Raw genomic sequence first — 21,881 nt, 5'->3', positions numbered from 1 at the left:
CCCCCTATTTAGTTATTTTTCTTGTTGCATAATCGAACGTATCGACAATTTCTGATATCATGTCTTCCTTATCTGATATATCTTGATTTGCGATTTTGGTCCCAAGAGAATCGATGACGCTTCGGACGGTTCTGGCCATAATGTGCGGGGAAAACTGCCTGAAACTCCCTTCTGTTTCCTGTCCCCACTTAAAAATTTCAACTAATGGCTCATATATTGATTCATCTTCATTCTGGTAAAACAGCTCGCCGGTTTCTGTTCGTAGGTTGGATACCACCTCAATGATTGCGGTCACGTAAGCTCGGTGTTCATACATGAATCTGAGATTTGATTCAATGTATGCGCGCAGTGTCGCCGGCGCACTGTCTGAACCATCCATGAATTTTTCCATATAAGGTGCTGCAAGTCCGTAGCAATACTCAACAACAGCCTTCATAAGCTGCATTTTATTTCGAAAATGATACGTAACGACTCCTTTGCTGATTCCCCCCTTTTTTGCGATATTGCCGATCGAGGCATTCGCATAGCCTTCTTCCACAAGCACTTGAATAGCGTCTTCAATAATTTGCAGTCGTCTTTTTTGTGATTTCGTATTCATGGCTCAATTTTAGTACGATCGTGCTAAAGTGTCAATAAGAATATGAAATCAAACTGAGAGGTCCGGGTGCTCGTCTATAACAAAAGGAAGCTGTCATAAAAAGCGAAGATGGAGGCCGTGTCTTTTTTCGAAAAAAGATGATTGCGCTTACAAAAAATATGAGATATGTTAAAAAAGAAACAAAGGGGGGAGGAATTGGATGAATGCAATAACAATTGTGATCGCTTCCATCTGTATTTTGGCGATCGCCTATCGTTTGTACGGAACATTTATGATGGTGAAAGTGTTGAAGGTTGATGATGACAAGCCGACTCCTGCCCATCTCCAGAAAGACGGCAAAGATTATGTGCCGACGAACAAATGGGTGTCTTTCGGCCACCACTTTGCGGCCATCGCAGCCGCGGGGCCGCTTGTCGGGCCGATCTTGGCGGCGCAGTTCGGCTACTTGCCGGGGCTGTTGTGGCTCTTGATCGGAGCGGTGATCGGGGGAGCCGTGCATGATATTGTCGTTTTATTTGCGTCCATGCGGAGGAAGGGAAAGTCGCTTTCAGAAGTGGCGAAAGAAGAGCTCGGGCCTGTTGCGGGATTTTGCACGGGGCTTGCGATGCTGTTTATTATTACGATCACGATGGCGGGGCTGTCGATGGTTGTGCTTCATGCGCTTGAACGCAATCCGTGGGGGACGTTCGCCGTTGCGATTACAATTCCGATCGCAATGGGGGTCGGTTTATTTTATAAAAAGACAGGCAACTTAAAATTAGCGTCAACCGGCGGATTTATTTTACTGATGGCCGGTGTCTTCATCGGACCGTCCATCGCGGAAACGCCGCTTGGAGACGCCTTGACGCTTGATACGAAAACGCTTGCTGTCGCACTTCCTGTCTATGCATTTTTTGCAGCTGCGCTCCCTGTATGGCTGCTGCTCGCGCCGCGCGATTATTTGAGCAGCTTCATGAAGATCGGGGTGTTTATCGCTTTGATTGCCGGGGTGTTCGTCGTCAATCCGGCGATTCCGTTTCCGGCGTTTACCGAGTTTACGGGCGGAGGGGGACCTGTATCGCCTGGTCCGGTTTGGCCGTTTATTTCAATTACGATCGCCTGCGGTGCGATTTCCGGCTTCCATGCGTTTGTCGGTTCAGGCACGACGCCGAAAATGCTTGATAAGTGGAGCGACATGAAATTCGTCGGCTTTGGGGCGATGCTCGTTGAGTGTCTTGTCGGCATCATGGCGCTGATTGCGGCAACGGCATTGCAGCCGGGCGATTATTTTGCCATCAACAGTTCGCCTGAAGTCTTTCGGACGCTTGGCATGAATGTCGTCCACCTGCCTGAACTCAGCCGCGAAATCGGTCTCTATCTTGAAGGAAGAACAGGCGGAGCTGTTACCCTTGCCGTCGGCATGGCTTATATTTTTACGGATATTCCGTTTTTCAGCCATTTGGCCTCTTACTTTTTTCAATTTGTCATCATGTTTGAAGCCGTCTTTATTTTAACGGCGATCGATGCCGGTACAAGGGTGGCCCGTTATTTGATTCAAGACTTTTTCGGGGAAGTGTACAAACCGCTGAAAAAAACGGACTGGCTTCCGGGTTCGGTCGCAGCGAGCGCCGTTGCCTGTTTCATGTGGGGGTATTTGCTGTATTCAGGCGACATCAGCTCGATTTGGGCGCTGTTTGGCGTATCCAACCAGCTGATGGCATCCGTCGGTTTAATTATCGGCGCGACGGTCATTTTAAAAATAGCGGACAAACGGCGTTATATGCTGACATGTCTCATTCCGCTCGCTTATTTGTACGTAACGGTCAACTATGCGGGATACTGGATGATCAAAAACGTTTATTTTAATGCGGAAGCTGCCGGTTTCAGCGTTTTAAACGGCATTTTATCAATTATTATGCTGCTGCTGGGGCTGGTGATCATGGCGGCTGCCATTAAAAAGTGGACGGAGATTTGGCGCGATCCGGCATTGCGGATGGAGCCTTCTATTCCAGGATGAAAATAAACCGGGGCCGTTTCAGGCGCCGGTTTATTTCGTTTTTAATCCTTGTTCCAATGTCTCAAGCATTTCAGTTTTATCCGATTCAGTTGCGTGCTGCCAGATGACCTCGAACAACACACCTAATCCCGGAAGCATTTTTTCTTCACCGCTTTGGATCGCATCGACGATCGTGTGCTCAAGCTCTTCTTGCGAGTTTCCTGATACATTGGCAATAACGGCATGGCGCAAATTCAAATCCATCTTTTTTCACTCCATTTCATCAAATCTGATTTTCTATATTCTGCCTCGCTTTCGGGTTTATTATGTATCATTGATGAGATATAATGTGACTATTGCGAGACAAAGGAGTCAAAACGATTTGAAACGAATTGAATCAGCCAAAAATCAAAAAGTGAAGGATTGGAAAAAACTTCATACGAAAAAAGAGCGGACAAAAACCAATACTTTCTTAATAGAAGGCGAGCATCTCGTTGAGGAAGCGCTGAAGACACCGGGTGTTGTGAAAGAAATCATGGTCCGAGACGAAGCGGATTTCCCGGCCGCGCTTGATGAGTCTGTTGCCCGCTATATTTTGAGCGACGATGCTTTCTCGGCGATTGCCGAAACAGAGACACCCCAGGCTGTCGCCGCTGTATGCCGAATGCCTGAAAGCGGACCTTTTCAATACGAAAAGCTGCTGCTTGCGGATGCTGTGCAAGATCCGGGCAATTTAGGGACGATCATCCGGACGGCAGACGCGGCGGGGATCGATGCCGTTGTGATCGGACAAGGCACTGTCGACCCCTACAATGCCAAAACGCTCAGATCGGCTCAAGGTTCGCATTTTCACATTCCGATTTTAAAACGCGAGCTTTCGGAGCTGATTGAAGAGCTAAAGGGAAAAAGCGTCCCGGTATACGGCACAGCGCTGCAAGATGCCGTGCCATTTAGAGAAGCGGAGCCGTCGCAGTCATTTGCGCTTTTGATCGGAAACGAAGGATCTGGGGTTGATCCGGCTCTCCTCGCACAGACCGACCAAAATCTGTACGTTCCGATCTACGGAAAAGCGGAGTCGCTGAATGTAGCGGCCGCAGCCGCGGTCCTTCTTTATCATCTCCACGGATAACCGGTTGCACAGGATCATGTAATTCACTATAATGAATGTAATATGTTTAAAAACAGTGATAGAGGCTCCGTTTTTTCACATGTCGCCATTTAGGGAGAAAATGCCTTAGACTGCAAGCATTTTTATGGCAGGCCGGAAAAACGCTTCACCTCTTGAGTTGTCACCGGGACCGCGTCTCTCGAGGGATGTGTAAAGGTGAACCGGATTCATTCCGTTATGCCAATGAAGTAAGCAGCAAAGCTTTTTTGCTTTGTTTTAAAAAAGGGTGGTACCACGGCCACGATTCGTCCCTTTCATTATGAAAGGGGCTTTTTTTATTGCCTAAAATAACAGGTTGCTACATAAAAGGAGGAGTTTTTAAGATGCAGGAAGAGCTGAAACGGCTTGAGAAAGAAGCGGTTGAAAAAGTGGAAGCCGCTGGTTCATTAAAAGAAGTCAACGATGTCCGCGTTGCGTACCTGGGAAAAAAGGGACCGATCACGGAAGTGCTTCGGGGAATGGGAAAGCTGTCCGCTGAAGAAAGGCCGAAAATGGGCGCCTTGGCGAACGAAGTAAGAGAAAAAATCGCCGCGGCGATTGCCGAAAAAAATGCCCGCCTAGAGGAAGAAGAGGTGAAAAGGAAGCTGAAAGAACAGACGATTGACGTGACGCTTCCGGGAAGCCCTGTAAAAACAGGAGCGCGGCATCCGCTGACGATCGTTATTGAAGAAATCGAAGACTTGTTTATCAGCATGGGATATTCGGTGGAAGAGGGTCCTGAAGTAGAAACCGACTACTATAACTTCGAAGCGCTCAACCTTCCGAAAGAGCATCCGGCCCGCGATATGCAAGACAGCTTTTATATTACGGAAGATACGCTGATGAGAACGCAGACGTCTCCCGTCCAGACGCGCACGATGGAAAAGCATAAAGGCAAAGGCCCTGTCAAAATCATCTGCCCCGGCAAAGTATACCGCCGCGACAACGATGATGCGACACACTCCCATCAGTTTATGCAAATTGAAGGTCTCTGCGTTGACCGCGATATCAGCATGAGCGACTTAAAAGGAACGCTTGAAACGGTCGCGAAAAAGATGTTCGGCGAAGAGCGCGAAATCAGACTGCGTCCAAGCTTCTTCCCGTTTACAGAGCCGTCTGTCGAAGTCGATGTTTCCTGCTTTAAATGCGGAGGCAAAGGCTGCTCCGTTTGTAAACAAACGGGCTGGATCGAAATTCTCGGCGCCGGAATGGTGCATCCGAACGTGCTCGAAATGGCCGGATTCGATTCCAAACAATATCAGGGATTTGCATTTGGAATGGGTGTTGAACGGATCGCGATGCTGAAATACGGCATTGACGACATACGTCATTTCTATACGAACGATGTCAGATTTTTATCTCAATTTAAACAGGCTTAAAGAGGAGGACGCGTGATGTTTGTTTCATATAAATGGCTGCAGGAATACGTGGATTTAGATGGGATGACTCCCGAGATTCTCGCTGAAAAGATTACGAGAAGCGGAATTGAAGTGGAAGGCATCGAATATAAGGGAGAAGGAATGAAAGGCGTTGTCATCGGACATGTGCTGGAGCGCGAACAGCATCCGAACGCCGACAAGTTGAATAAATGCCTCGTCGATATCGGCGAAGAAGAGCCTGTCCAGATCATCTGCGGGGCTCCGAACGTGGACAGAGGGCAAAAAGTAGCCGTCGCCACGGTTGGTGCGGTATTGCCCGGCAATTTTAAAATCAAAAAAGCGAAGCTTCGCGGGGAAGTGTCTAACGGCATGATCTGCTCTTTGCAGGAGCTTGGCATTCAAGGCAAGCTTGTGCCGAAAGAATATGCGGAAGGCATCTTCGTCTTCCCGGGCGATGCAGAAACCGGTGCGGACGCTCTTCAAAGCCTGGCGCTCGACGATGCGGTTCTTGAACTGGGACTGACGCCAAACCGCGCCGACGCCATGAACATGCTCGGCGTTGCCTATGAAGTGGCTGCGATTCTCGGCCGCGAAGTCAAGCTTCCTGAGACGGCTTATCAGGCAGGCGCCGAAAAAGCGGCGGACTATATTTCCGTCAAAATTGAAGATACAGAAGCCAATCCTTTGTACGCGGCAAAAATCATTAAAAACGTCAAAATCGGCCCGTCGCCGCTTTGGATGCAGACGAAGCTGATCAATGCCGGCATCAGACCGCACAACAATGTCGTCGATATTACGAACTTTGTTCTGCTCGAATACGGTCAGCCGCTGCACGCGTTTGACTATGACCGCTTTGGCTCAAAAGAGGTCGTCATCCGCAAAGCGTACGAAAATGAAACGATAACGACGCTTGATGAACAAGAAAGAACATTGACGCTTGAGCATCTTGTCATCACAAACGGTTCTCTTCCGCAGGCAGTCGCAGGCGTAATGGGCGGAGCGGACTCCGAAGTCCGCGAAGATACGGCGACAGTGCTGCTTGAGGCCGCGTATTTTAACGGTCAGACCGTTCGCAAAGCATCAAAGGATCTCGGTCTTCGCAGCGAATCAAGTGTCCGCTTTGAAAAAGGCATCGATCCTGCACGGGTGCGCCTCGCTGCAGAACGCGCGGCAGATTTGATCAGTCGGTATGCCGGAGGAACCGTCTTAGAAGGTACGGTTGAAGAAAACCACCTTGATATCAAAGAGAATGTCATCCGCCTTTCTGTTGATAAAGTGACGAAGGTTCTCGGCATGTCCATCAGCAAAGAAGAAATGGTCAACATTTTTGAAAGGCTCGGCTTTGCCGTTGAAGACGCTGAACGGGAACTGGTCGTGACGGTTCCGTCAAGAAGAGGCGATATTGCGATTGAAGAAGATTTGATCGAAGAGGTAGCAAGACTGTACGGATATGACAACATTCCGTCGACACTGCCGGAAGTAACAGGCTTTGCGGGCGGACTGACACCTTATCAGGACAAGCGCAGAAAAGTAAGACGCTTTCTGGAAGGAGCAGGCCTTTCCCAGGCGATCACATACTCATTAACAAACGATAAAAAAGCAACGGCTTACGCATTGGAAAAATCGTTTAAAACGATCCTTTCGCTGCCGATGAGCGAGGAAAGAAGCGTGCTGAGGCACAGTCTGCTTCCTAATCTGCTTGATTCGGTTGCATACAACCTGGCACGGCAGTCCGATTCTGCGGCTTTTTATGAGGTCGGTTCAGTTTTCTTGAAAGCCGAAGAACATACGAAACCGGTCGAAAAAGAACACGTCGCCGGAGCCGTGACAGGCCTGTGGCATAAAAACCTCTGGCAGGGCGAGAAAAAGCCGGTTGATTTCTTCGTCGTAAAAGGCATCGTCGAGGGTCTGTTGGAAAAGCTCGGCATCACCGAAGGCATCGAATTCGCTCAATCTGAAAGAAAAGAGCTTCATCCTGGGCGGACGGCCAATATTTTGCATAACGGCTCATTAGTCGGCTTCATCGGCCAGCTGCATCCGTCAGTTGAAAAAGAGCTGGATCTGAGCGACACGTATGTGTTTGAACTGGACCTGCACGAGCTCCTTCGATTGGATGTACCGGAGATCACGTATACACCAATTCCGAAGTATCCTTCTGTTACTCGGGATATCGCGCTTGTTGTAAACAAAGAAACAGCGGCCGGTCAGCTTGAGGACGTCATCAAAACAGCAGGCGGCAAATGGCTCAAAGAAGTCCATGTCTTTGACGTCTACGAAGGCGAGCACATGGAAGAAGGCAAGAAATCTGTCGCCTTCAGCCTGCAATATTTGAATCCTGAACAAACATTGACTGAAGAAGAAGTGACAAAAGTTCACGACCAGGTGCTGAAGGCACTGGAGGATGCGTATCAGGCTGTATTGAGAGGATAACCGGTTCCCAGCCCAATTGAGGCTGCCCGGCTGCAGTACAAAAAAGGCGTCTCCGCTTTATGCGGAGACGCTTCAGCGTGTCGACAAACCCTCGCATTCGTTGTCAGGTCTGCGCGTCGGTGCTCACGAATTCCAACATTCGCTCCGCTCCGATGCTCGGCCTTCCTAGACTGCAAAGGTTTTCAATCACGCTGAAAAGATGACAAAATCCCAAAACAAAAAGCCGTTTTGGGATTTTGTCAACAATCTGAGGCGTCTCCGCTTTATGCGGAGACGCCTTTTTATAACTATTGATACCAAACTTTATTTTTCTCGATCAGGCTGTTGTGTTCCGCATCCCAGACATCGACGGTGTATGCGTAATCGTAGTTCATAATGCAACGGATGCCGCTTCCTTGCGGATCATGCTCCACCCCGAAATTATGGGAAAATTCGTGTCTTTGTGCTTTTGCCGTATTTTCCGTTCCCAGGTCGAACGTGACGCTGAAAGCAGGACCGTCCGGTTTAACAGGGTATTGAAAAGCGATGCCGCCCGCTTCAAAATTGTCGTTGGCTGTAAAGCCGGCTACGAATTTATAAGGCCGTCCTTCGAATTTGTCCGCCAGGTTGTCAAGAATGTCAGAGGCATTGCTTCCGGAAGAACTCCATGGGGCAACAGCTTCCACGACAAAATCAATATCGTGGTCGCGGTTAAACATTTCGTCCGCCTCTTCAACGATGTTGACGATTCTCGTTTTCCAGTCTTTGTGTTTCTGCCGGTACTGCTTATCAGCCACCGCGAGGACACTTATCTTTTGCTTGCCCGTGCTTGCCTGAGTCGAAAATTTACCGTTGTTTACATTCTTTTTAAATGTGATCGTACTCGTTTCATTTCCTTTCTCATCCAGCACTTTTGTTTTCGTTGTTTTTTCAATGTGAACTTTGCCTGTTAAATCTTTATAACCTTCCTTAGGTTTAGGCAATGCTTCCTTATGAATCCCTTTTGTTTCATGAGTATGCTCATGACCGCCCGTTTCCGCGACTCCGGCCGCCCCGGGTATTAAACTTGCAGAAAGCAATAAAGTAAAGAATAAAGACCGTTTTTTCATTTGAAAAATTTCCTCCTTAGTTTTTAACAGACTAAAGATTCGTCTAGTTAACTAGAAATCCCTTCTTTCTATCCAAAAAGAGGAAAATATACATAGGTTCTTATGACAAACCTTTCAATGTAACTACAAAGTTCGTTAAAATCAGACAAGAAATCTGCCATTTGACAGTGATTTTAAACAGAACTATAGGCCTTTTGTTTGCTAACATTCTGATAAATCGTAATATTCTCTAGCGAAAATGATCGAAATTCAGCAAAGATTGCTGAGCTTTGAATTGCCTGCGGGAATAGAAGCAAGAGAAAGGCACTGCTTGGCTGTTTCGCATAAATAGACAAGCCGTCCTCCTCTATAACCTTATTTTGTACCTAATTTCTTCTCTCAATAAATGTTAACCAAGTCACATTCCTCTGGCCCGCTGGAAAAAACTATTTCATATTTCTTTTTTTTAGTATAAAATCATTAATAGTTCAAAATAACCATTCAGAAAGGATTGGTACTATGACAAAAAACCCAAGCAACAGTACTCAAACATTTATCATTTTAGGCTGGATATGTACCGGTATATCACTACTGCTTTTTCCAATTTTATTTGGTGCAGGAGGAGTTATTTTTGGATATCTAGTAAGAAGTAATGGGAAAGTCCAACACGGGACAATCATGATGATCGCAGCTATCGCTTGTGGTTTATTTGGTGTTGTATTAGGAATGGCTTCTGCCGGATATTAAATTCATTCCAATCGATAATGAGAATCCGAGGCAGAACAGTATACATAAAAAAGCAGGCCGACGGGTCTGCTTTTTACTTGATTATAATGCCGGGATGCCAATAGGCCATAATCTCAGCACGCAATGTTTGCAGCCTCTTCATCTTCCTCCCTAATCTTGTCGGGCTCATAGGCCCTTTCCCGTAGGATAAGCGCATCCATATATATGTGGAAGATTTCCGTGATTCTAATATAACTAAGAACATATCATGATTAAGAAAAGCCTCATCTCATTATATTAATCAGGAGATAAAATCAATGATGGTAAGAGCATGAAGTTCATTACGTCCTGTCAAGACAATACACGATTCCGTTTCAAATATTTACTGTGAATGGATCGAAGAAAGAATTCGTAAGTTTCATTGCGAAGAGCCGGGATGAATGCGGGATATAGCCACAAGCGGAAATACTCCTTGGAACTCCGTGAATTGGTCTCTCGAGCTTCCTGCTAAAACAGCTGGGAACCCTGATAGTCAGGAGTTCCCGCTTTTTGGTGTATTCAGTTTTTCGACGCCAGGCGCACCGCTTTCTGTGTGTTCGCAAAATGGCGTTTCGTGAAATGACCGAGCGCTGCTTCGCCGTGTTTCTTGATCAGCTTTGCCGCCGCTTCATCGACGAGCGGACCCGCTCCTTTCGGGAGCGTCATCCCGGCTTCTTTCGAAAGCTTATCCATCTCCATTAAAAATGAATAGCGTGCGATGATCGAAGCCGCTGCAACTGAAAGATGGATGCCTTCCGCTTTTGTGCTGAAATATGTACGTTCTTTGATGGCGTTTTTGCCGGCCAGGTGTTTAAAATAGACGGCAGGTTCTGCGAACTGGTCAATTAAAATCGCTTCAGGCTGGGTTCCGTCCAATTTTTTGAGAAGGTTGCCGATCGCCTGGTTGTGGAGAAGGGCCTTCATTTTTCCCTGGCTCATCCCTTTTTCCTGCATTTCATTATACTTTTCATTTCTCAAGACGAGCAGGCTGTAAGGAACTGTCTTGATTAAGTCGCGCGCGATCTGAACGATTTGCGGATCTTTTAAGTTTTTTGAATCTTTAACACCGAGTTCCTTTAACAGCGGCAGCTTTACCTTGTCAGCGTATACGCACGCGACGGTGATCGGACCGAAATAATCGCCTGTCCCGACTTCATCGGAGCCGATCACAGACATGGAACCGATGCCTTCAGGCGGCTGATAGACGGACGGGATGCTTTTTTTGGATGCGGGCTTTTGGGCAGCCGGTGTTTCAGCATCCGCCGTCCAGCGCTCTGCTTCCTTTTCCGCGTTTTTTCCTTGGAACAGCACCTTCCCCGACCGGTATGCTGTAATGGTGCAGCCCTGTGGTTTGGCCTGGAAAACCGCGCCCTGTACGGAAAGGGAAGTCATGTGAGGCCCGTAGTGGCTTTGCATCCGTTCAATAACAGACGGGGGAACTTTTAAAACAGAATGTGACACGTTCTAATCTCCTTTATTAGCTGCTTAAACAGGCTAAATCATTGTTTTTATAAGTGTATCATAACAGCGGAGGGCTCGTCTTTCCATTCAATCTCTAAACATGTTATGATATAGACTAGGATTCTCGCATAATTGGAATGGAGGAGAAACGTTGTCTGATGGTCAAAAAACGAAAACAACAGTTGACATCTACGGTCAGCAATTCACAATTATCGGCGATGAGAGCAAGAGCCATATGAGGCACGTTGCCTCGATTGTGGATGATAAAATGAGAGAAATCAACGAAAAAAATCCGTATCTTGATATAAATAAACTGGCCGTTTTGACGGCTGTAAATGTGGTTCACGATTATTTGAAGCTGAAGGAAGAGCTTGAGAGATTAAAAGGACAAATTAAAGAAAAGGATTGAACATCACGATGCTAGATATCATCATTATCATTTTGCTTTTGTCCGGTTTGTTTATTGGACTCAAAAGAGGGTTTATCCGCCAGTTTATCCGTTTGGTTACGTTTATCGCAGCGATCGCTGTGGCCGCAACCTATTACGGCGACCTTGCACCTAAGCTCGGCTGGATTCCGTCTCCCGACTTTACGGGCGGCCAGTCTGCGCTGGCGTTTGTAAACGGAAGCCTTGAAGGCGCTTATTACAATATGATTGCGTTTTTGATTCTCTTTTTCCTGACGATTATCCTTTTGAGAATTGCCGCATCGTTTCTGGATGCCGTTGCAAGCATACCGGTTCTCAAACAGATCAACCAAGTACTTGGAGCCGTGCTCGGTTTTGCGGAGATCTATCTGTTCGTGTTTGTCGTTCTGTTCATCGGAACGCTTCTGCCGATCGATGTTCTGCAAAACATGATGGCCGGTTCGGTGATGGCTGACTTGATCATTCATAAAACACCGTTTTTATCAAACATGTTAAACAATCTGCTGCATCAGTACGGATCTTTGTAAAAACTTCTCTGTTTGTAGGGAAGTTTTTTTTCGGGGCTCTTGAGAACCCCGGAAACTGTCGAATAGGCCTGTTTGTTGTAGGATCAGCCAAAAATTTGTATGATTGAAGCAGGATGAACGAGGGGAAACAAGGGGTGAACAACATGCATAAAAAAGATATCATCAAATTGCTTGAAACGATTGCGATATATATGGAACTAAAAGGGGATAACCCGTTTAAAATATCCGCTTTCAGAAAGGCTGCGGCAGCTCTTGAACAAGACGACCGGAGCCTCTCGGAAATCGATGATATAATGTCCCTGTCCGGGATCGGCAAAGGCACGTATGCCGTCATCAAGGAATATATGGACACGGGAGCGTCCGGTACGCTGGAACGATTAAAGGAAGAGGTTCCGGAAGGACTTGTCTCGCTTTTGAAGCTGCCGGGCCTCGGCGGCAAAAAAATCGCCAAGCTCTATCAGGAGCTCGGTGTCTGTGATGCGGCGTCTTTAAAAGAGGCATGCGAACAGCAAAAGGTTCAGGGGCTTGCCGGATTCGGCAAAAAAACGGAAGAAAAAATCCTGCAGGCTTTAGGTGAAGCGGGGAAACGCCCTGAACGGTACCCGATCGCGGTCGCTTTGGCTGTCGCTGACATCATCGAAGAACAACTTGAAGGGCTCCAGGGCCTCATCAAGTTTTCGCGGGCCGGAAGCCTGCGCCGTGCCAAAGAAACGGTGAAAGACCTCGATTACATTATGGCTGTCACTGATCCGGAACTTGTCCGGGAAGGACTCCTGAAGCTTTCGAACATCAAGGAGGTCATTGCCGCAGGAGATACGAAAGTGTCTCTCACATTTGCCTTTGAATACGAAATCAGTGCGGATTTCCGGCTGGTGACGGAGGAACAGTTCCCAACGACGCTCCATCATTTTACCGGATCAAAAGACCACAATATCAAAATGCGCCAGCTTGCCAAAGAAAAAGGCGAAAGAATCAGTGAATACGGCGTCGAAACCGTTGAAACTGGAGAAATTAAAACCTTCTCAAGCGAACAAGAGTTTTTCGCCCATTTCGGGCTTCCGTTTATTCCGCCCGAACTGCGGGAGACAGGAAGAGAAGTTGAGGACTACCGCGATGACATCGGACTCGTTTCCGCCGAGGATATTCAAGGAGACCTTCATATGCACTCGGCTTGGAGCGACGGTGCTTTTTCGATCAGGGAAATGGCGGAAGCCTGCATGGCAAAAGGGTACCGCTATATGGCGATCACAGACCATTCCCAGTATTTAAAAGTGGCAGGCGGTTTGACGCCTGAGCGCCTGCGCATGCAGGCGAAGGAAATTGATGAACTGAATAAGGAATTGACCGATTTTCATATTTTTAAAGGCGTGGAAATGGACATCCTGCCTGACGGAACGCTAGATTATGACGATGAGCTGCTGGCGGAAATGGACCTTGTCATTGCTTCGATCCATTCAAGCTTTTCACAGCCGCAGCATGTCATCATGAAGCGGCTTGAAACCGCACTGATGAATCAGCACGTTGACATTATCGCTCATCCGACCGGCCGTCTGATCGGAAGAAGGGCGGGTTATGAAGTCGATATTGACCAGCTGATCGAGCTTGCGAAGAAAACGAATACAGCCTTGGAACTGAACGCAAATCCAGCGCGGCTCGATCTCAGGATGGAACACTTGATGAAAGCGAATGCTGCCGGAGTGACACTCGTTATTAATACGGATGCCCACAACACAGCGATGCTTGACGATATGAAAACGGGCGTTACGGCAGCGAGAAAAGGATGGACGCCAAAGGCCAATGTATTAAATACCCGCTCCTTTGAAGAAGTCCAGGCATTTTTGTCGCGCCATCGATCTTAAGGAGGTTTAATGGACGTTGCAGCAAAAAGCGCTATCAGCACTTGAATTTCATAAAGTAAAAGAACAGCTCACAGAGCATGCGGCATCTTCTTTAGGGAAGGAAATGCTTTTGGAACTCAAACCTTCCCGTTCGCTCGAAGAAGTCAAAAAGCTGCTGGAAGAAGTCGATGAAGCAGGAACCGTCCTGCGTTTAAAAGGAAACGCCCCTTTCGGAGGCCTTACCGACATTAGAAAAGCGTTAAGAAGGGCGGAAATCGGCAGCATTTTAAGCCCGGCGGAATTGACCGAAATATCGGGTCTGCTATACGCAGCAAAACAGATGAAGCATTTTCTCGAAGGCCTGTTCGAAGACGGGGTTGAGATTCCTTGTCTTCACCAATATGCAGAAAAGCTCATTCCGCTTTCCGAATTGGAAAGAGACATCAATTCGTGCATCGATGATCATGGAGAAGTGCTAGACCATGCATCTGAGACGTTAAGGGGAATCAGGACGCAACTGCGGACGCTTGAATCAAGAATCAGGGACCGGCTGGAGTCAATGTTGCGTTCTTCATCTGCGCAAAAAATGCTGTCGGATACGATCATCACAATTCGCAACGACCGCTTCGTCATCCCTGTCAAACAGGAGTACAGATCAAGCTACGGAGGAATCGTGCACGATCAGTCGTCTTCCGGCGCGACATTGTTTATCGAGCCTCAGGCGATTGTCGATATGAACAATGCGCTTCGCCAGGCGAAAGTAAACGAAAAACAGGAGATTGAACGGATTTTGCGCGTCCTGACAGAAAAGACGGCAGAGCACACAAATGAACTCTTTCACGATGTCAAAGTGCTTCAGACGCTGGACTTTATTTTTGCAAAAGCAAAATACGCCAAAGCGACAAAAGCGGTTAAACCGGCTGTCAATGCTGACGGATATGTCCGCCTGATTCAAGCCCGCCACCCGCTTTTGCCCCTGGATGAAGTCGTTCCGAATGATATTGAGCTCGGCGGAGAGTATACGACAATTGTCATCACGGGCCCGAACACGGGCGGTAAAACGGTGACGCTTAAAACGCTCGGGCTTTTGACCATTATGGCGCAGTCGGGATTGCACGTACCGGCGGAAGAAGGATCAGAAACCGCCATATTTGATCAAGTATTTGCCGATATCGGCGATGAACAGTCAATCGAACAAAGCTTAAGTACGTTCTCGTCACATATGGTCAACATCGTCGATATTTTGAAAGACATGACGGAAAACAGCCTTGTGCTTTTTGACGAGCTCGGCGCCGGGACAGACCCGCAGGAAGGCGCGGCCCTTGCGATCAGCATCCTTGACGAGGTGTGCCAGACTGGCGCGCGCGTCATTGCCACGACTCATTACCCTGAGCTGAAGGCATACGGCTACAATCGCGAAAATGTCATTAATGCAAGCGTCGAATTTGATATCGATACACTGTCGCCGACCTACAAGCTGTTAATCGGAGTGCCCGGCCGAAGCAATGCGTTCGAAATTTCGAAGCGACTCGGGCTCCCTGATTACCTGATCGGCCGCGCAAAAGCGGAGATGACGGCCGAGCATAATGAAGTTGATACGATGATCGCATCGCTGGAAGACAGCAAAAAGCGCGCCGAGGCGGAGCTGAACGAGACAGAAGCCATCCGCGCCGAGGCTGAAGCCCTTCACCGCGACCTCCAGCAGCAGATCAGCGAATGGCAGGAGAAAAAAGAAAGGCTCTATGAAGAAGCGGAGCAAAAAGCCGCTGAAAAAGTCAAAGAAGCGATGAAAGAAGCAGACGAGATCATCCAGTCGCTCCGCATGATCAAGGAAGACCATAAAGCATTTAAAGACCATGAGCTGATCGAGGCGAAAAAACGCCTTGAAGAAGCGGTGCCTTCGTTTGAAAAAGCGAAAAAGCCGGCTCAGAAAAAAACGGATAAGCGCGAATTAAAACCGGGCGATGAAGTCAAGGTTTTAACCTTTGGCCAAAAAGGGACGCTGCTCGAAAAAACGGGTGCGGCCGAATGGAATGTTCAAATCGGCATTCTGAAAATGAAGGTTAAGGAAAAGGATCTGGAATTCCTGAAATCGGCACCTGAACCCGAAAAACAAAAAACGATCGCCGCCGTCAAAGGAAAAGATTATCACGTCTCGCTCGAACTCGACCTTAGAGGGGAGCGGTATGAAAATGCGCTTCACCGGGTTGAAAAATACTTGGATGATGCGGTGCTTGCGGGCTATCCAAGAGTCTCGATCATCCACGGAAAAGGAACCGGCGCCCTCCGAAAAGGCGTTCAGGACCTCTTGAAATCCCACCGCAATGTGAAAAACTCCCGGTTCGGCGAAGCGGGAGAGGGAGGATCAGGCGTCACCATTGTCGAATTAAAATAAAAAAGGGAGTCTAGAAGGATGAAAGAGTTTTGGGAGAACAACCTTGTGGAAATTGCCGCGTACTACAGCGTTTCCGTTTTGTGTCTTGTGATATTTTTATCTGTGTTTGAACTCGTCACCACCTATAAAAATTGGGAGGAGATTCAAAAAGGAAACATGGCGGTCGCGATGGCAACAGGCGGAAAAATTTTAGGCATCGCCAACGTGCTGCAAAAATCGATCAGCCAGCATAATTCCCTGCTGCAAATGATGGGGTGGGGGCTGTTCGGTTTTATCCTGCTTTTGATCGGCTACTTCATTTTTGAATTTCTGACGCCGCGCTTTAAAATTGACAAGGAGATTGAAAACGACAACCGCGCAGTCGGCTTCATTTCATTCGTCATTTCAGTCGGCCTGTCATTTGTCGTGGCTTCGGGTATCTAAAGGGGATCAACATGGAGAAATTAGCGAAAGTCCTGTTTTTCACAGCTGGGGTATTTGTGGTTATCGGCCTGATTTATATGATCTTTTATGCTTGAAAAAGGTGTCCTTTAAAAGGGCGCCTTTTTTAAAAAGAAAAAATATCATTACTTTCTGAATATTGTTTTGATATACTGAAATCAAGAATATATTGTTTAAAAGGGGGGAGCTTATGCCGACTGAAAAACCGTGGCTGCGTCATTATCCCGAACAAATTCCTCACGAGCTGCAATTTGAAGATCAAACACTCCATTCCATCCTGCAACAATCCGCCCAACAGTTTTCTGAAAAAACAGCGATTCATTTTCTCGGAAAAAAATGTTCGTACCGGCAAGTTTATGAGGACGCTTTAAAAATGGCAGATTACCTGCTGTCACTCGGCATTCAAAAAGGAGACAGAGTCTCGATCATGCTGCCGAACTGCCCGCAGGCGGTTATCGCGTATTACGGCGTTCTTTTCTCCGGCGGCATCGTCGTCCAGACAAATCCGCTGTATACGGAAAGGGAGCTTGAACATCTGCTTCATGACAGCGGGGCAACCATCATCATTACGCTTGACATGCTGTACCCGGCAGCATATAAAATGAAAGCGCTGTCAAATATCCGGCACATCATTGCGACAAGCATAAAAGATTACCTGCCTTTCCCTAAAAATCTGCTGTACCCAATCGTGCAAAAAAAAGAGAATCAAATGTCGGTTGAGATCAATGAAAATGAGACGACACACCTCTTCCGAACCATCATGAAACGCCCCGTTCCAAGCGGTCCGCCGGGGATTGAAATCGATCCGGCCCACGACATTGCCGTCCTGCAGTATACCGGAGGCACGACAGGCACGCCAAAAGGCGTCATGCTCAGCCACCGCAACATACTAGCCAATATGGAGATGTGCGATGCCTGGTTTTATCAATTGAATAAAGGGGAGGAGAAGGTGCTGGGGATCGTCCCGTTTTTTCACGTCTACGGAATGACGGCCGTCTTGAATTTCACGATCAGGCAGGGGTATGAAATGATTCTGCTGCCGAGATTTGACGCGCGCGCAGCGCTGAAAACGATCGATAAAGAAAAGCCGACGATATTTCCGGGGGCACCGACGATATATATCGCCCTGTTGAACCATCCTAGTCTTCACCAATTTGATCTGTCATCAATTAAGAGCTGTTTGAGCGGATCTGCAGCGCTTCCTGTTGAAGTCAAACAGCAGTTTGAAAAGGTAACGGGCGGAAGGCTTGTCGAAGGTTACGGAATGTCTGAAACCTCGCCCGTCACTCACGCCAATTTTATTTGGGATTTGAATAAAGCGGGCAGTATCGGCTGTCCTTGGCCTGGTACAGACGCGGCTATCTATTCGGAAGAAACCGGCGGTTTTCTCGGACCTTATGAGCATGGAGAAATCGCCGTCAAAGGACCGCAGGTGATGAAGGGCTACTGGAACAATGATGAAGAAACCGCTCAAAGTCTAAGGGACGGCTGGTTTTTTACAGGGGACATCGGCTACATGGATAAAGACGGCTTCTTTTATATTGTCGACCGCAAAAAAGACGTGATCATTGCCGGGGGATACAACATTTACCCGCGTGAAATCGAAGAGGTGCTCTATGAGCACGAAGCCGTTCAGGAGGCGGTTGTTGCCGGCATCCCTGATGAATACAGAGGAGAAACGGTTAAGGCTTTTATAGTGCTGAAAGATCATGTTACAATAACGGAGAAGGAATTGGACGAATATGCCAGATCGCGTCTGGCTCCTTATAAAGTGCCGAAAGTATACGAGTTCAGGGACGAACTGCCGAAAACGGCAGTCGGGAAGATTTTAAGAAGAGCGCTCGTTCAAGAAGAAAAAACCGGCGTCTGAAAAAGCGAAGTCTGCCGTCGATTTTGACGGCATGCTTTTGTGGTGCGATTTGAGTTTAGCTTCTTGACAAAGCGTCCATTTTTATTTACGATAAACTCATGAATGAGTATTCATTCATTAATTTGAAAGGAACGAAGCCAATTGAAACAAAAGAGACCAAAGTATATGCAGATTATCGACGCAGCTGTCATTGTGATTGCAGAAAACGGATACCATCAGGCGCAGGTTTCGAAAATCGCCAAGCAGGCCGGAGTGGCGGACGGCACCATTTATCTTTATTTTAAAAACAAAGAAGATATTCTCATCTCGCTATTCAAAGAGAAAATGGGACAGTTTATCGAGCAGATGAACGAAGAAATGGAAGTGACAAATTCGGCGACAGAAAAGCTCACGCTGTTCATCAAAAAGCACTTTGAACTGCTCAGCAGCGATCGCCACCTCGCGATTGTCACCCAGCTTGAGCTGAGGCAGTCGAATCTTGAGCTGAGGCTGAAAATCAATGAGATTCTCAAAGGGTACTTGACGATCCTGGAAGACATCATCACCGAAGGAAAAGAAGCGGGAGAATTTAAGAGCACGCTTGATGTCCGCCTGGCGAAGCAGATGATTTTCGGTACGGTGGATGAGACGGTTACAACCTGGGTGATGAATGATCAAAAATACGATCTGCCAAAGCTGGCAGACAGCATTCATGAATTGCTGATCCATGGGTTCGGCAGCCAAAAGACGAAGGAGGAGAAATAAAATGGCAGCATTAACATACGCCGTAGACGACTATATCGCAACCATTACGATTCAGCACCCGCCGGCAAATGCGCTATCGACGCAAGTGCTTGAAGACCTTTCCGCATGTCTTGAGGAGCTTTCAGAACGTCAGGATGTCAGAAGCGTCGTGATTCACGGGGAAGGAAGATTTTTCTCGGCAGGCGCTGACATTAAAGAGTTTACATCATTGATGGACGGGTCTGATTATGCAAATTTGGCTGATAAAGGCCAGCAGATTTTCGAAAAAGTAGAATCTTTTCCAAAGCCCGTGATCGCCGCGATTCACGGAGCTGCTCTTGGAGGAGGTCTGGAGCTTGCAATGGCATGCCACATCCGGATTGCCGAGGAGAGCGCTAAGCTCGGCCTTCCCGAACTGAATCTCGGAATCATTCCCGGCTTTGCGGGAACGCAGCGCCTTCCGAAGTATGTGGGCACCGCCAAAGCGCTTGAAATGATCGGGACATCAGAGCCGATATCCGGCAAGGAAGCTTTTGAATACGGCCTTGTCACGATTTTGGCGGCGAATGAAGAAGAAGTGCTGCAAAAGGCACAAGAGCTCGCGCGAAAATTCGCTGAAAAAAGTCCGCAGACGATGGCTTATGTCATTGAACTCCTGAATTCGAGCAAAGTGTATTCGTATGAAGGCGGCCTCAAGCTGGAAGGAAAATACTTCGGCGAAGTGTTCCAATCGGAGGATGCGAAGGAAGGGATTCAGGCATTTCTTGAAAAGCGGAAGCCGCATTTTAAAGGGAAATAACAAACGTGAAAACAAAGGGGATGAATAGAACATGAACATTTATGTCTTAATGAAGCGCACGTTTGATACAGAGGAGAAAATTCAGATTGAACAAGGGGAAATCAGCACGGATGGAGCGGAATTCATCATCAACCCGTACGATGAGTACGCCATTGAAGAAGCGCTTCAGCTGAAGGAGAAGCACGGCGGTGAGATTACGGTTGTCACAGTCGGCGAGGAAGAAGCTGAAAAAGAACTCAGGACGGCTCTGGCGATGGGGTGCGACAAAGCCGTTTTGATCAACATTGAAGACGATCTGGAAGAAGCGGACCAATATACGGCGTCAGCCATCCTATACAACTATTTGAAAGACCGCGAGTATGACATGATACTCGGCGGGAATGTGGCGATCGACGGGGGATCGGGACAGGTGGCGCCTCGTTTGGCCGAGCTGCTCGGCATCCCTTGTATCACGACGATTACAAAGCTGACGGTAAACGGCGGAGATGTTGAAGCGGAACGCGACGCCGAGGGTGACCTTGAAGTGATCCAAACGTCGCTTCCAATCGTAGCGACTGCACAGCAGGGGTTGAACGAACCGCGTTATCCGTCACTTCCGGGAATCATGAAGGCGAAGAAAAAGCCTCTTGAGGAGCTTGAACTTGATGATCTGGACATCGACGAGGAAGACGTGGCCGCCAAAACAAAAACGATCGAACGGTTCCTGCCTCCGAAAAAAGAAGCCGGGAAAATCCTTGAAGGGGAGCCGGAACAGCAGGCGGCAGACCTTGTATCACTGCTGAGAAGCGAAGCAAAGGTCGTTTGAAGCCGAAGGGAGCAAAAACACGGTCATTAAAATACAGGGGGAAATGGACATGAGCAAAAAAGTTATCGTATTGGGAGAGTTCAGGGACGGTTCGTTGAGAAATGTGACATTCGAAGCGATAGCCGCAGGAAAAACGGTTGCCGAAGGGGGAGAGGTGATCGGTGTTCTCTTCGGTGAAAGCGTTTCAAGCGATGCGGCACAACTGATCCATTACGGCGCTGACAGAGTGCTTACAGCCGAAAACCCGCTCTTGAAAAACTATACGTCTGACGGCTATGTTCAAGCCTTTATGCCGATCATTGAGCGCGAAAGTCCGGACGTGATCATTTTCGGCCATACGTCAATGGGCAAAGACTTGTCGCCGAAGCTTGCAGCCCGTATGGGAACAGGGCTGATATCAGATGCCGTCAACGTAGAAGTAGCCGGCGGCAACATCGTGTTTACAAGACCGATCTACTCAGGCAAAGCGTTTGAGCGGATCATTTCCGAAGATGAAACGATTTTTGCAACGATCAGACCGAATAATATCGCCCCGCTCGACAAAGATGAGACGCGAACGGGAGCGGTCGAAAGCATCGAAGCGGATATTCGGGACATCAGAACGGTTATCAAGGACATTGTCAAAAAAACGTCCGAAGGCGTCGATTTGTCTGAAGCGAAAATCATCGTAGCCGGCGGCCGCGGCGTCAAAAGCGAGGAAGGCTTTAAACCGCTGCAGGAGCTTGCCGACGTACTGGGCGGCGCGGTCGGCGCTTCAAGGGGAGCCTGTGACGCAGACTACTGCGACTATTCGCTTCAAATCGGCCAGACCGGCAAAGTCGTAACTCCAGACTTATATATCGCCTGCGGCATTTCAGGAGCGATTCAGCACCTCGCAGGGATGTCAAACAGCAAAATCATCGTTGCCATCAACAAAGATCCGGAAGCCGACATCTTTAAAATTGCCGACTACGGGATCGTCGGCGACTTATTTGAAATCGTTCCGCTGCTCACGGAGGAATTTAAAAAGCTGAGCGTCAGTACTTGATCAAAAGCCGGCCTGAAATGGCCGGCTTTTTACATAGGCACATTTCCGCCTTTTGCAAAATAACATGGAATAAGGACATTTTTAGAAAGGCTAAAATCCCGATGTGTAAAACTGCACAGATAGGGAAATGTATAATCAAGCATTATGTTAGCGTGAACCAAAGGGAGATGCTATACTAAAAAGCATAATTTCACAATTGGAGGAATG

19 protein-coding genes are annotated in these 21,881 nt (G+C 47.8%); 15 read left to right on the top strand and 4 right to left on the bottom strand.

Features of this window, described 5'->3' with window-relative positions:
- Positions 1–4: 4 nt before the first annotated feature.
- Positions 5–598 (bottom strand): TetR/AcrR family transcriptional regulator, encoded by a 594-nt coding sequence (locus MKZ04_RS10495; RefSeq protein ID WP_035338206.1) that lies wholly within the window; start codon positions 596–598, stop codon positions 5–7.
- A 199-nt stretch (positions 599–797) separates the two neighbouring features.
- On the opposite strand from MKZ04_RS10495, the gene cstA reads away from it, so the two are divergent.
- The gene (gene cstA, locus MKZ04_RS10490) at positions 798–2,594 is read left to right on the top strand and encodes a carbon starvation protein CstA (protein WP_341045854.1); all 1,797 of its coding nucleotides are present in this window, start codon (positions 798–800) and stop codon (positions 2,592–2,594) included.
- A gap of 30 nt (positions 2,595–2,624) precedes the next feature.
- Here the strand turns inward: cstA and sspI are convergent, their stop codons facing one another.
- The gene (gene sspI / locus MKZ04_RS10485) at positions 2,625–2,837 is read right to left on the bottom strand and encodes a small acid-soluble spore protein SspI (RefSeq protein ID WP_023855460.1); all 213 of its coding nucleotides are present in this window, start codon (positions 2,835–2,837) and stop codon (positions 2,625–2,627) included.
- Between the two features lie 118 nt (positions 2,838–2,955).
- Here sspI and MKZ04_RS10480 point away from each other — a divergent pair, with 118 nt between their 5' ends.
- The 3 genes from MKZ04_RS10480 to pheT all read left to right on the top strand — a co-directional run bounded on the left by MKZ04_RS10480 (position 2,956) and on the right by pheT (position 7,529).
- Complete coding sequence (locus MKZ04_RS10480; protein WP_035338208.1) at positions 2,956–3,702, top strand: TrmH family RNA methyltransferase; 747 nt, start codon at positions 2,956–2,958, stop codon at positions 3,700–3,702.
- A 362-nt stretch (positions 3,703–4,064) separates the two neighbouring features.
- The gene (gene pheS / locus MKZ04_RS10475) at positions 4,065–5,099 is read left to right on the top strand and encodes a phenylalanine--tRNA ligase subunit alpha (protein ID WP_003184229.1); all 1,035 of its coding nucleotides are present in this window, start codon (positions 4,065–4,067) and stop codon (positions 5,097–5,099) included.
- 15 nt (positions 5,100–5,114) lie between these two features.
- Complete coding sequence (gene pheT, locus MKZ04_RS10470; RefSeq protein WP_026579104.1) at positions 5,115–7,529, top strand: phenylalanine--tRNA ligase subunit beta; 2,415 nt, start codon at positions 5,115–5,117, stop codon at positions 7,527–7,529.
- A gap of 287 nt (positions 7,530–7,816) precedes the next feature.
- Here pheT and MKZ04_RS10465 read toward each other — a convergent pair whose 3' ends face one another.
- Positions 7,817–8,617 (bottom strand): zinc-dependent metalloprotease, encoded by an 801-nt coding sequence (locus MKZ04_RS10465; RefSeq protein WP_145685909.1) that lies wholly within the window; start codon positions 8,615–8,617, stop codon positions 7,817–7,819.
- 498 nt (positions 8,618–9,115) lie between these two features.
- Here MKZ04_RS10465 and MKZ04_RS10460 point away from each other — a divergent pair, with 498 nt between their 5' ends.
- Complete coding sequence (locus tag MKZ04_RS10460; protein WP_020452508.1) at positions 9,116–9,343, top strand: hypothetical protein; 228 nt, start codon at positions 9,116–9,118, stop codon at positions 9,341–9,343.
- A 537-nt stretch (positions 9,344–9,880) separates the two neighbouring features.
- Here the strand turns inward: MKZ04_RS10460 and rnhC are convergent.
- The gene (rnhC, locus tag MKZ04_RS10455) at positions 9,881–10,822 is read right to left on the bottom strand and encodes a ribonuclease HIII (RefSeq protein WP_341045849.1); all 942 of its coding nucleotides are present in this window, start codon (positions 10,820–10,822) and stop codon (positions 9,881–9,883) included.
- Between the two features lie 151 nt (positions 10,823–10,973).
- Between rnhC and zapA the strand changes: the two genes are divergently transcribed.
- The 10 genes from zapA (at position 10,974) to MKZ04_RS10405 (ending at position 21,674) form a co-directional block, all read left to right on the top strand.
- Positions 10,974–11,231, top strand: a complete 258-nt coding sequence (gene zapA, locus MKZ04_RS10450) for a cell division protein ZapA (protein WP_020452506.1) — start codon at positions 10,974–10,976, stop codon at positions 11,229–11,231.
- Between the two features lie 8 nt (positions 11,232–11,239).
- The gene (locus MKZ04_RS10445; protein ID WP_023855455.1) at positions 11,240–11,776 is read left to right on the top strand and encodes a CvpA family protein; all 537 of its coding nucleotides are present in this window, start codon (positions 11,240–11,242) and stop codon (positions 11,774–11,776) included.
- 143 nt (positions 11,777–11,919) lie between these two features.
- The gene (polX, locus tag MKZ04_RS10440) at positions 11,920–13,635 is read left to right on the top strand and encodes a DNA polymerase/3'-5' exonuclease PolX (protein ID WP_341045846.1); all 1,716 of its coding nucleotides are present in this window, start codon (positions 11,920–11,922) and stop codon (positions 13,633–13,635) included.
- 16 nt (positions 13,636–13,651) lie between these two features.
- A complete protein-coding gene (locus tag MKZ04_RS10435; protein ID WP_341045844.1) occupies positions 13,652–16,009 on the top strand; it encodes an endonuclease MutS2 in 2,358 nt (785 codons plus the stop codon).
- 18 nt (positions 16,010–16,027) lie between these two features.
- The gene (locus MKZ04_RS10430; RefSeq protein WP_003184198.1) at positions 16,028–16,432 is read left to right on the top strand and encodes a DUF350 domain-containing protein; all 405 of its coding nucleotides are present in this window, start codon (positions 16,028–16,030) and stop codon (positions 16,430–16,432) included.
- A gap of 208 nt (positions 16,433–16,640) precedes the next feature.
- Complete coding sequence (locus MKZ04_RS10425; protein ID WP_328067311.1) at positions 16,641–18,320, top strand: AMP-binding protein; 1,680 nt, start codon at positions 16,641–16,643, stop codon at positions 18,318–18,320.
- Between the two features lie 141 nt (positions 18,321–18,461).
- A complete protein-coding gene (locus MKZ04_RS10420) occupies positions 18,462–19,064 on the top strand; it encodes a TetR/AcrR family transcriptional regulator (protein ID WP_020452501.1) in 603 nt (200 codons plus the stop codon).
- 1 nt (position 19,065) lies between these two features.
- A complete protein-coding gene (locus MKZ04_RS10415) occupies positions 19,066–19,842 on the top strand; it encodes an enoyl-CoA hydratase (RefSeq protein WP_020452500.1) in 777 nt (258 codons plus the stop codon).
- Between the two features lie 31 nt (positions 19,843–19,873).
- Positions 19,874–20,647 carry an electron transfer flavoprotein subunit beta/FixA family protein gene (locus MKZ04_RS10410; RefSeq protein ID WP_020452499.1) on the top strand — a complete coding sequence of 258 codons (774 nt, stop codon included), beginning with the start codon at positions 19,874–19,876 and terminating at the stop codon, positions 20,645–20,647.
- 49 nt (positions 20,648–20,696) lie between these two features.
- Entirely contained in the window at positions 20,697–21,674 is a 978-nt protein-coding gene (locus MKZ04_RS10405; protein ID WP_039072904.1) for an electron transfer flavoprotein subunit alpha/FixB family protein, read from the top strand.
- Positions 21,675–21,881: the final 207 nt, after the last annotated feature.

The sequence above is a fragment of the Bacillus sp. FSL W7-1354 genome (assembly GCF_038002405.1).
Classification (GTDB): Bacteria; Bacillota; Bacilli; order Bacillales; family Bacillaceae; genus Bacillus; species Bacillus paralicheniformis.
This window is presented reverse-complemented; position numbering and strand designations above follow the sequence as displayed.

Coding starts and splice junctions, on each gene's coding strand:
- MKZ04_RS10495 (WP_035338206.1), bottom strand. CDS start 598: ATGAATACGAAATCACAAAAAAGACGACTGCAAATTATTGAAGACGCT.
- cstA (WP_341045854.1), top strand. CDS start 798: ATGAATGCAATAACAATTGTGATCGCTTCCATCTGTATTTTGGCGATC.
- sspI (WP_023855460.1), bottom strand. CDS start 2,837: ATGGATTTGAATTTGCGCCATGCCGTTATTGCCAATGTATCAGGAAAC.
- pheS (WP_003184229.1), top strand. CDS start 4,065: ATGCAGGAAGAGCTGAAACGGCTTGAGAAAGAAGCGGTTGAAAAAGTG.
- pheT (WP_026579104.1), top strand. CDS start 5,115: ATGTTTGTTTCATATAAATGGCTGCAGGAATACGTGGATTTAGATGGG.
- MKZ04_RS10465 (WP_145685909.1), bottom strand. CDS start 8,617: ATGAAAAAACGGTCTTTATTCTTTACTTTATTGCTTTCTGCAAGTTTA.
- MKZ04_RS10460 (WP_020452508.1), top strand. CDS start 9,116: ATGACAAAAAACCCAAGCAACAGTACTCAAACATTTATCATTTTAGGC.
- MKZ04_RS10445 (WP_023855455.1), top strand. CDS start 11,240: ATGCTAGATATCATCATTATCATTTTGCTTTTGTCCGGTTTGTTTATT.
- polX (WP_341045846.1), top strand. CDS start 11,920: ATGCATAAAAAAGATATCATCAAATTGCTTGAAACGATTGCGATATAT.
- MKZ04_RS10430 (WP_003184198.1), top strand. CDS start 16,028: ATGAAAGAGTTTTGGGAGAACAACCTTGTGGAAATTGCCGCGTACTAC.
- MKZ04_RS10425 (WP_328067311.1), top strand. CDS start 16,641: ATGCCGACTGAAAAACCGTGGCTGCGTCATTATCCCGAACAAATTCCT.
- MKZ04_RS10415 (WP_020452500.1), top strand. CDS start 19,066: ATGGCAGCATTAACATACGCCGTAGACGACTATATCGCAACCATTACG.
- MKZ04_RS10410 (WP_020452499.1), top strand. CDS start 19,874: ATGAACATTTATGTCTTAATGAAGCGCACGTTTGATACAGAGGAGAAA.
- MKZ04_RS10405 (WP_039072904.1), top strand. CDS start 20,697: ATGAGCAAAAAAGTTATCGTATTGGGAGAGTTCAGGGACGGTTCGTTG.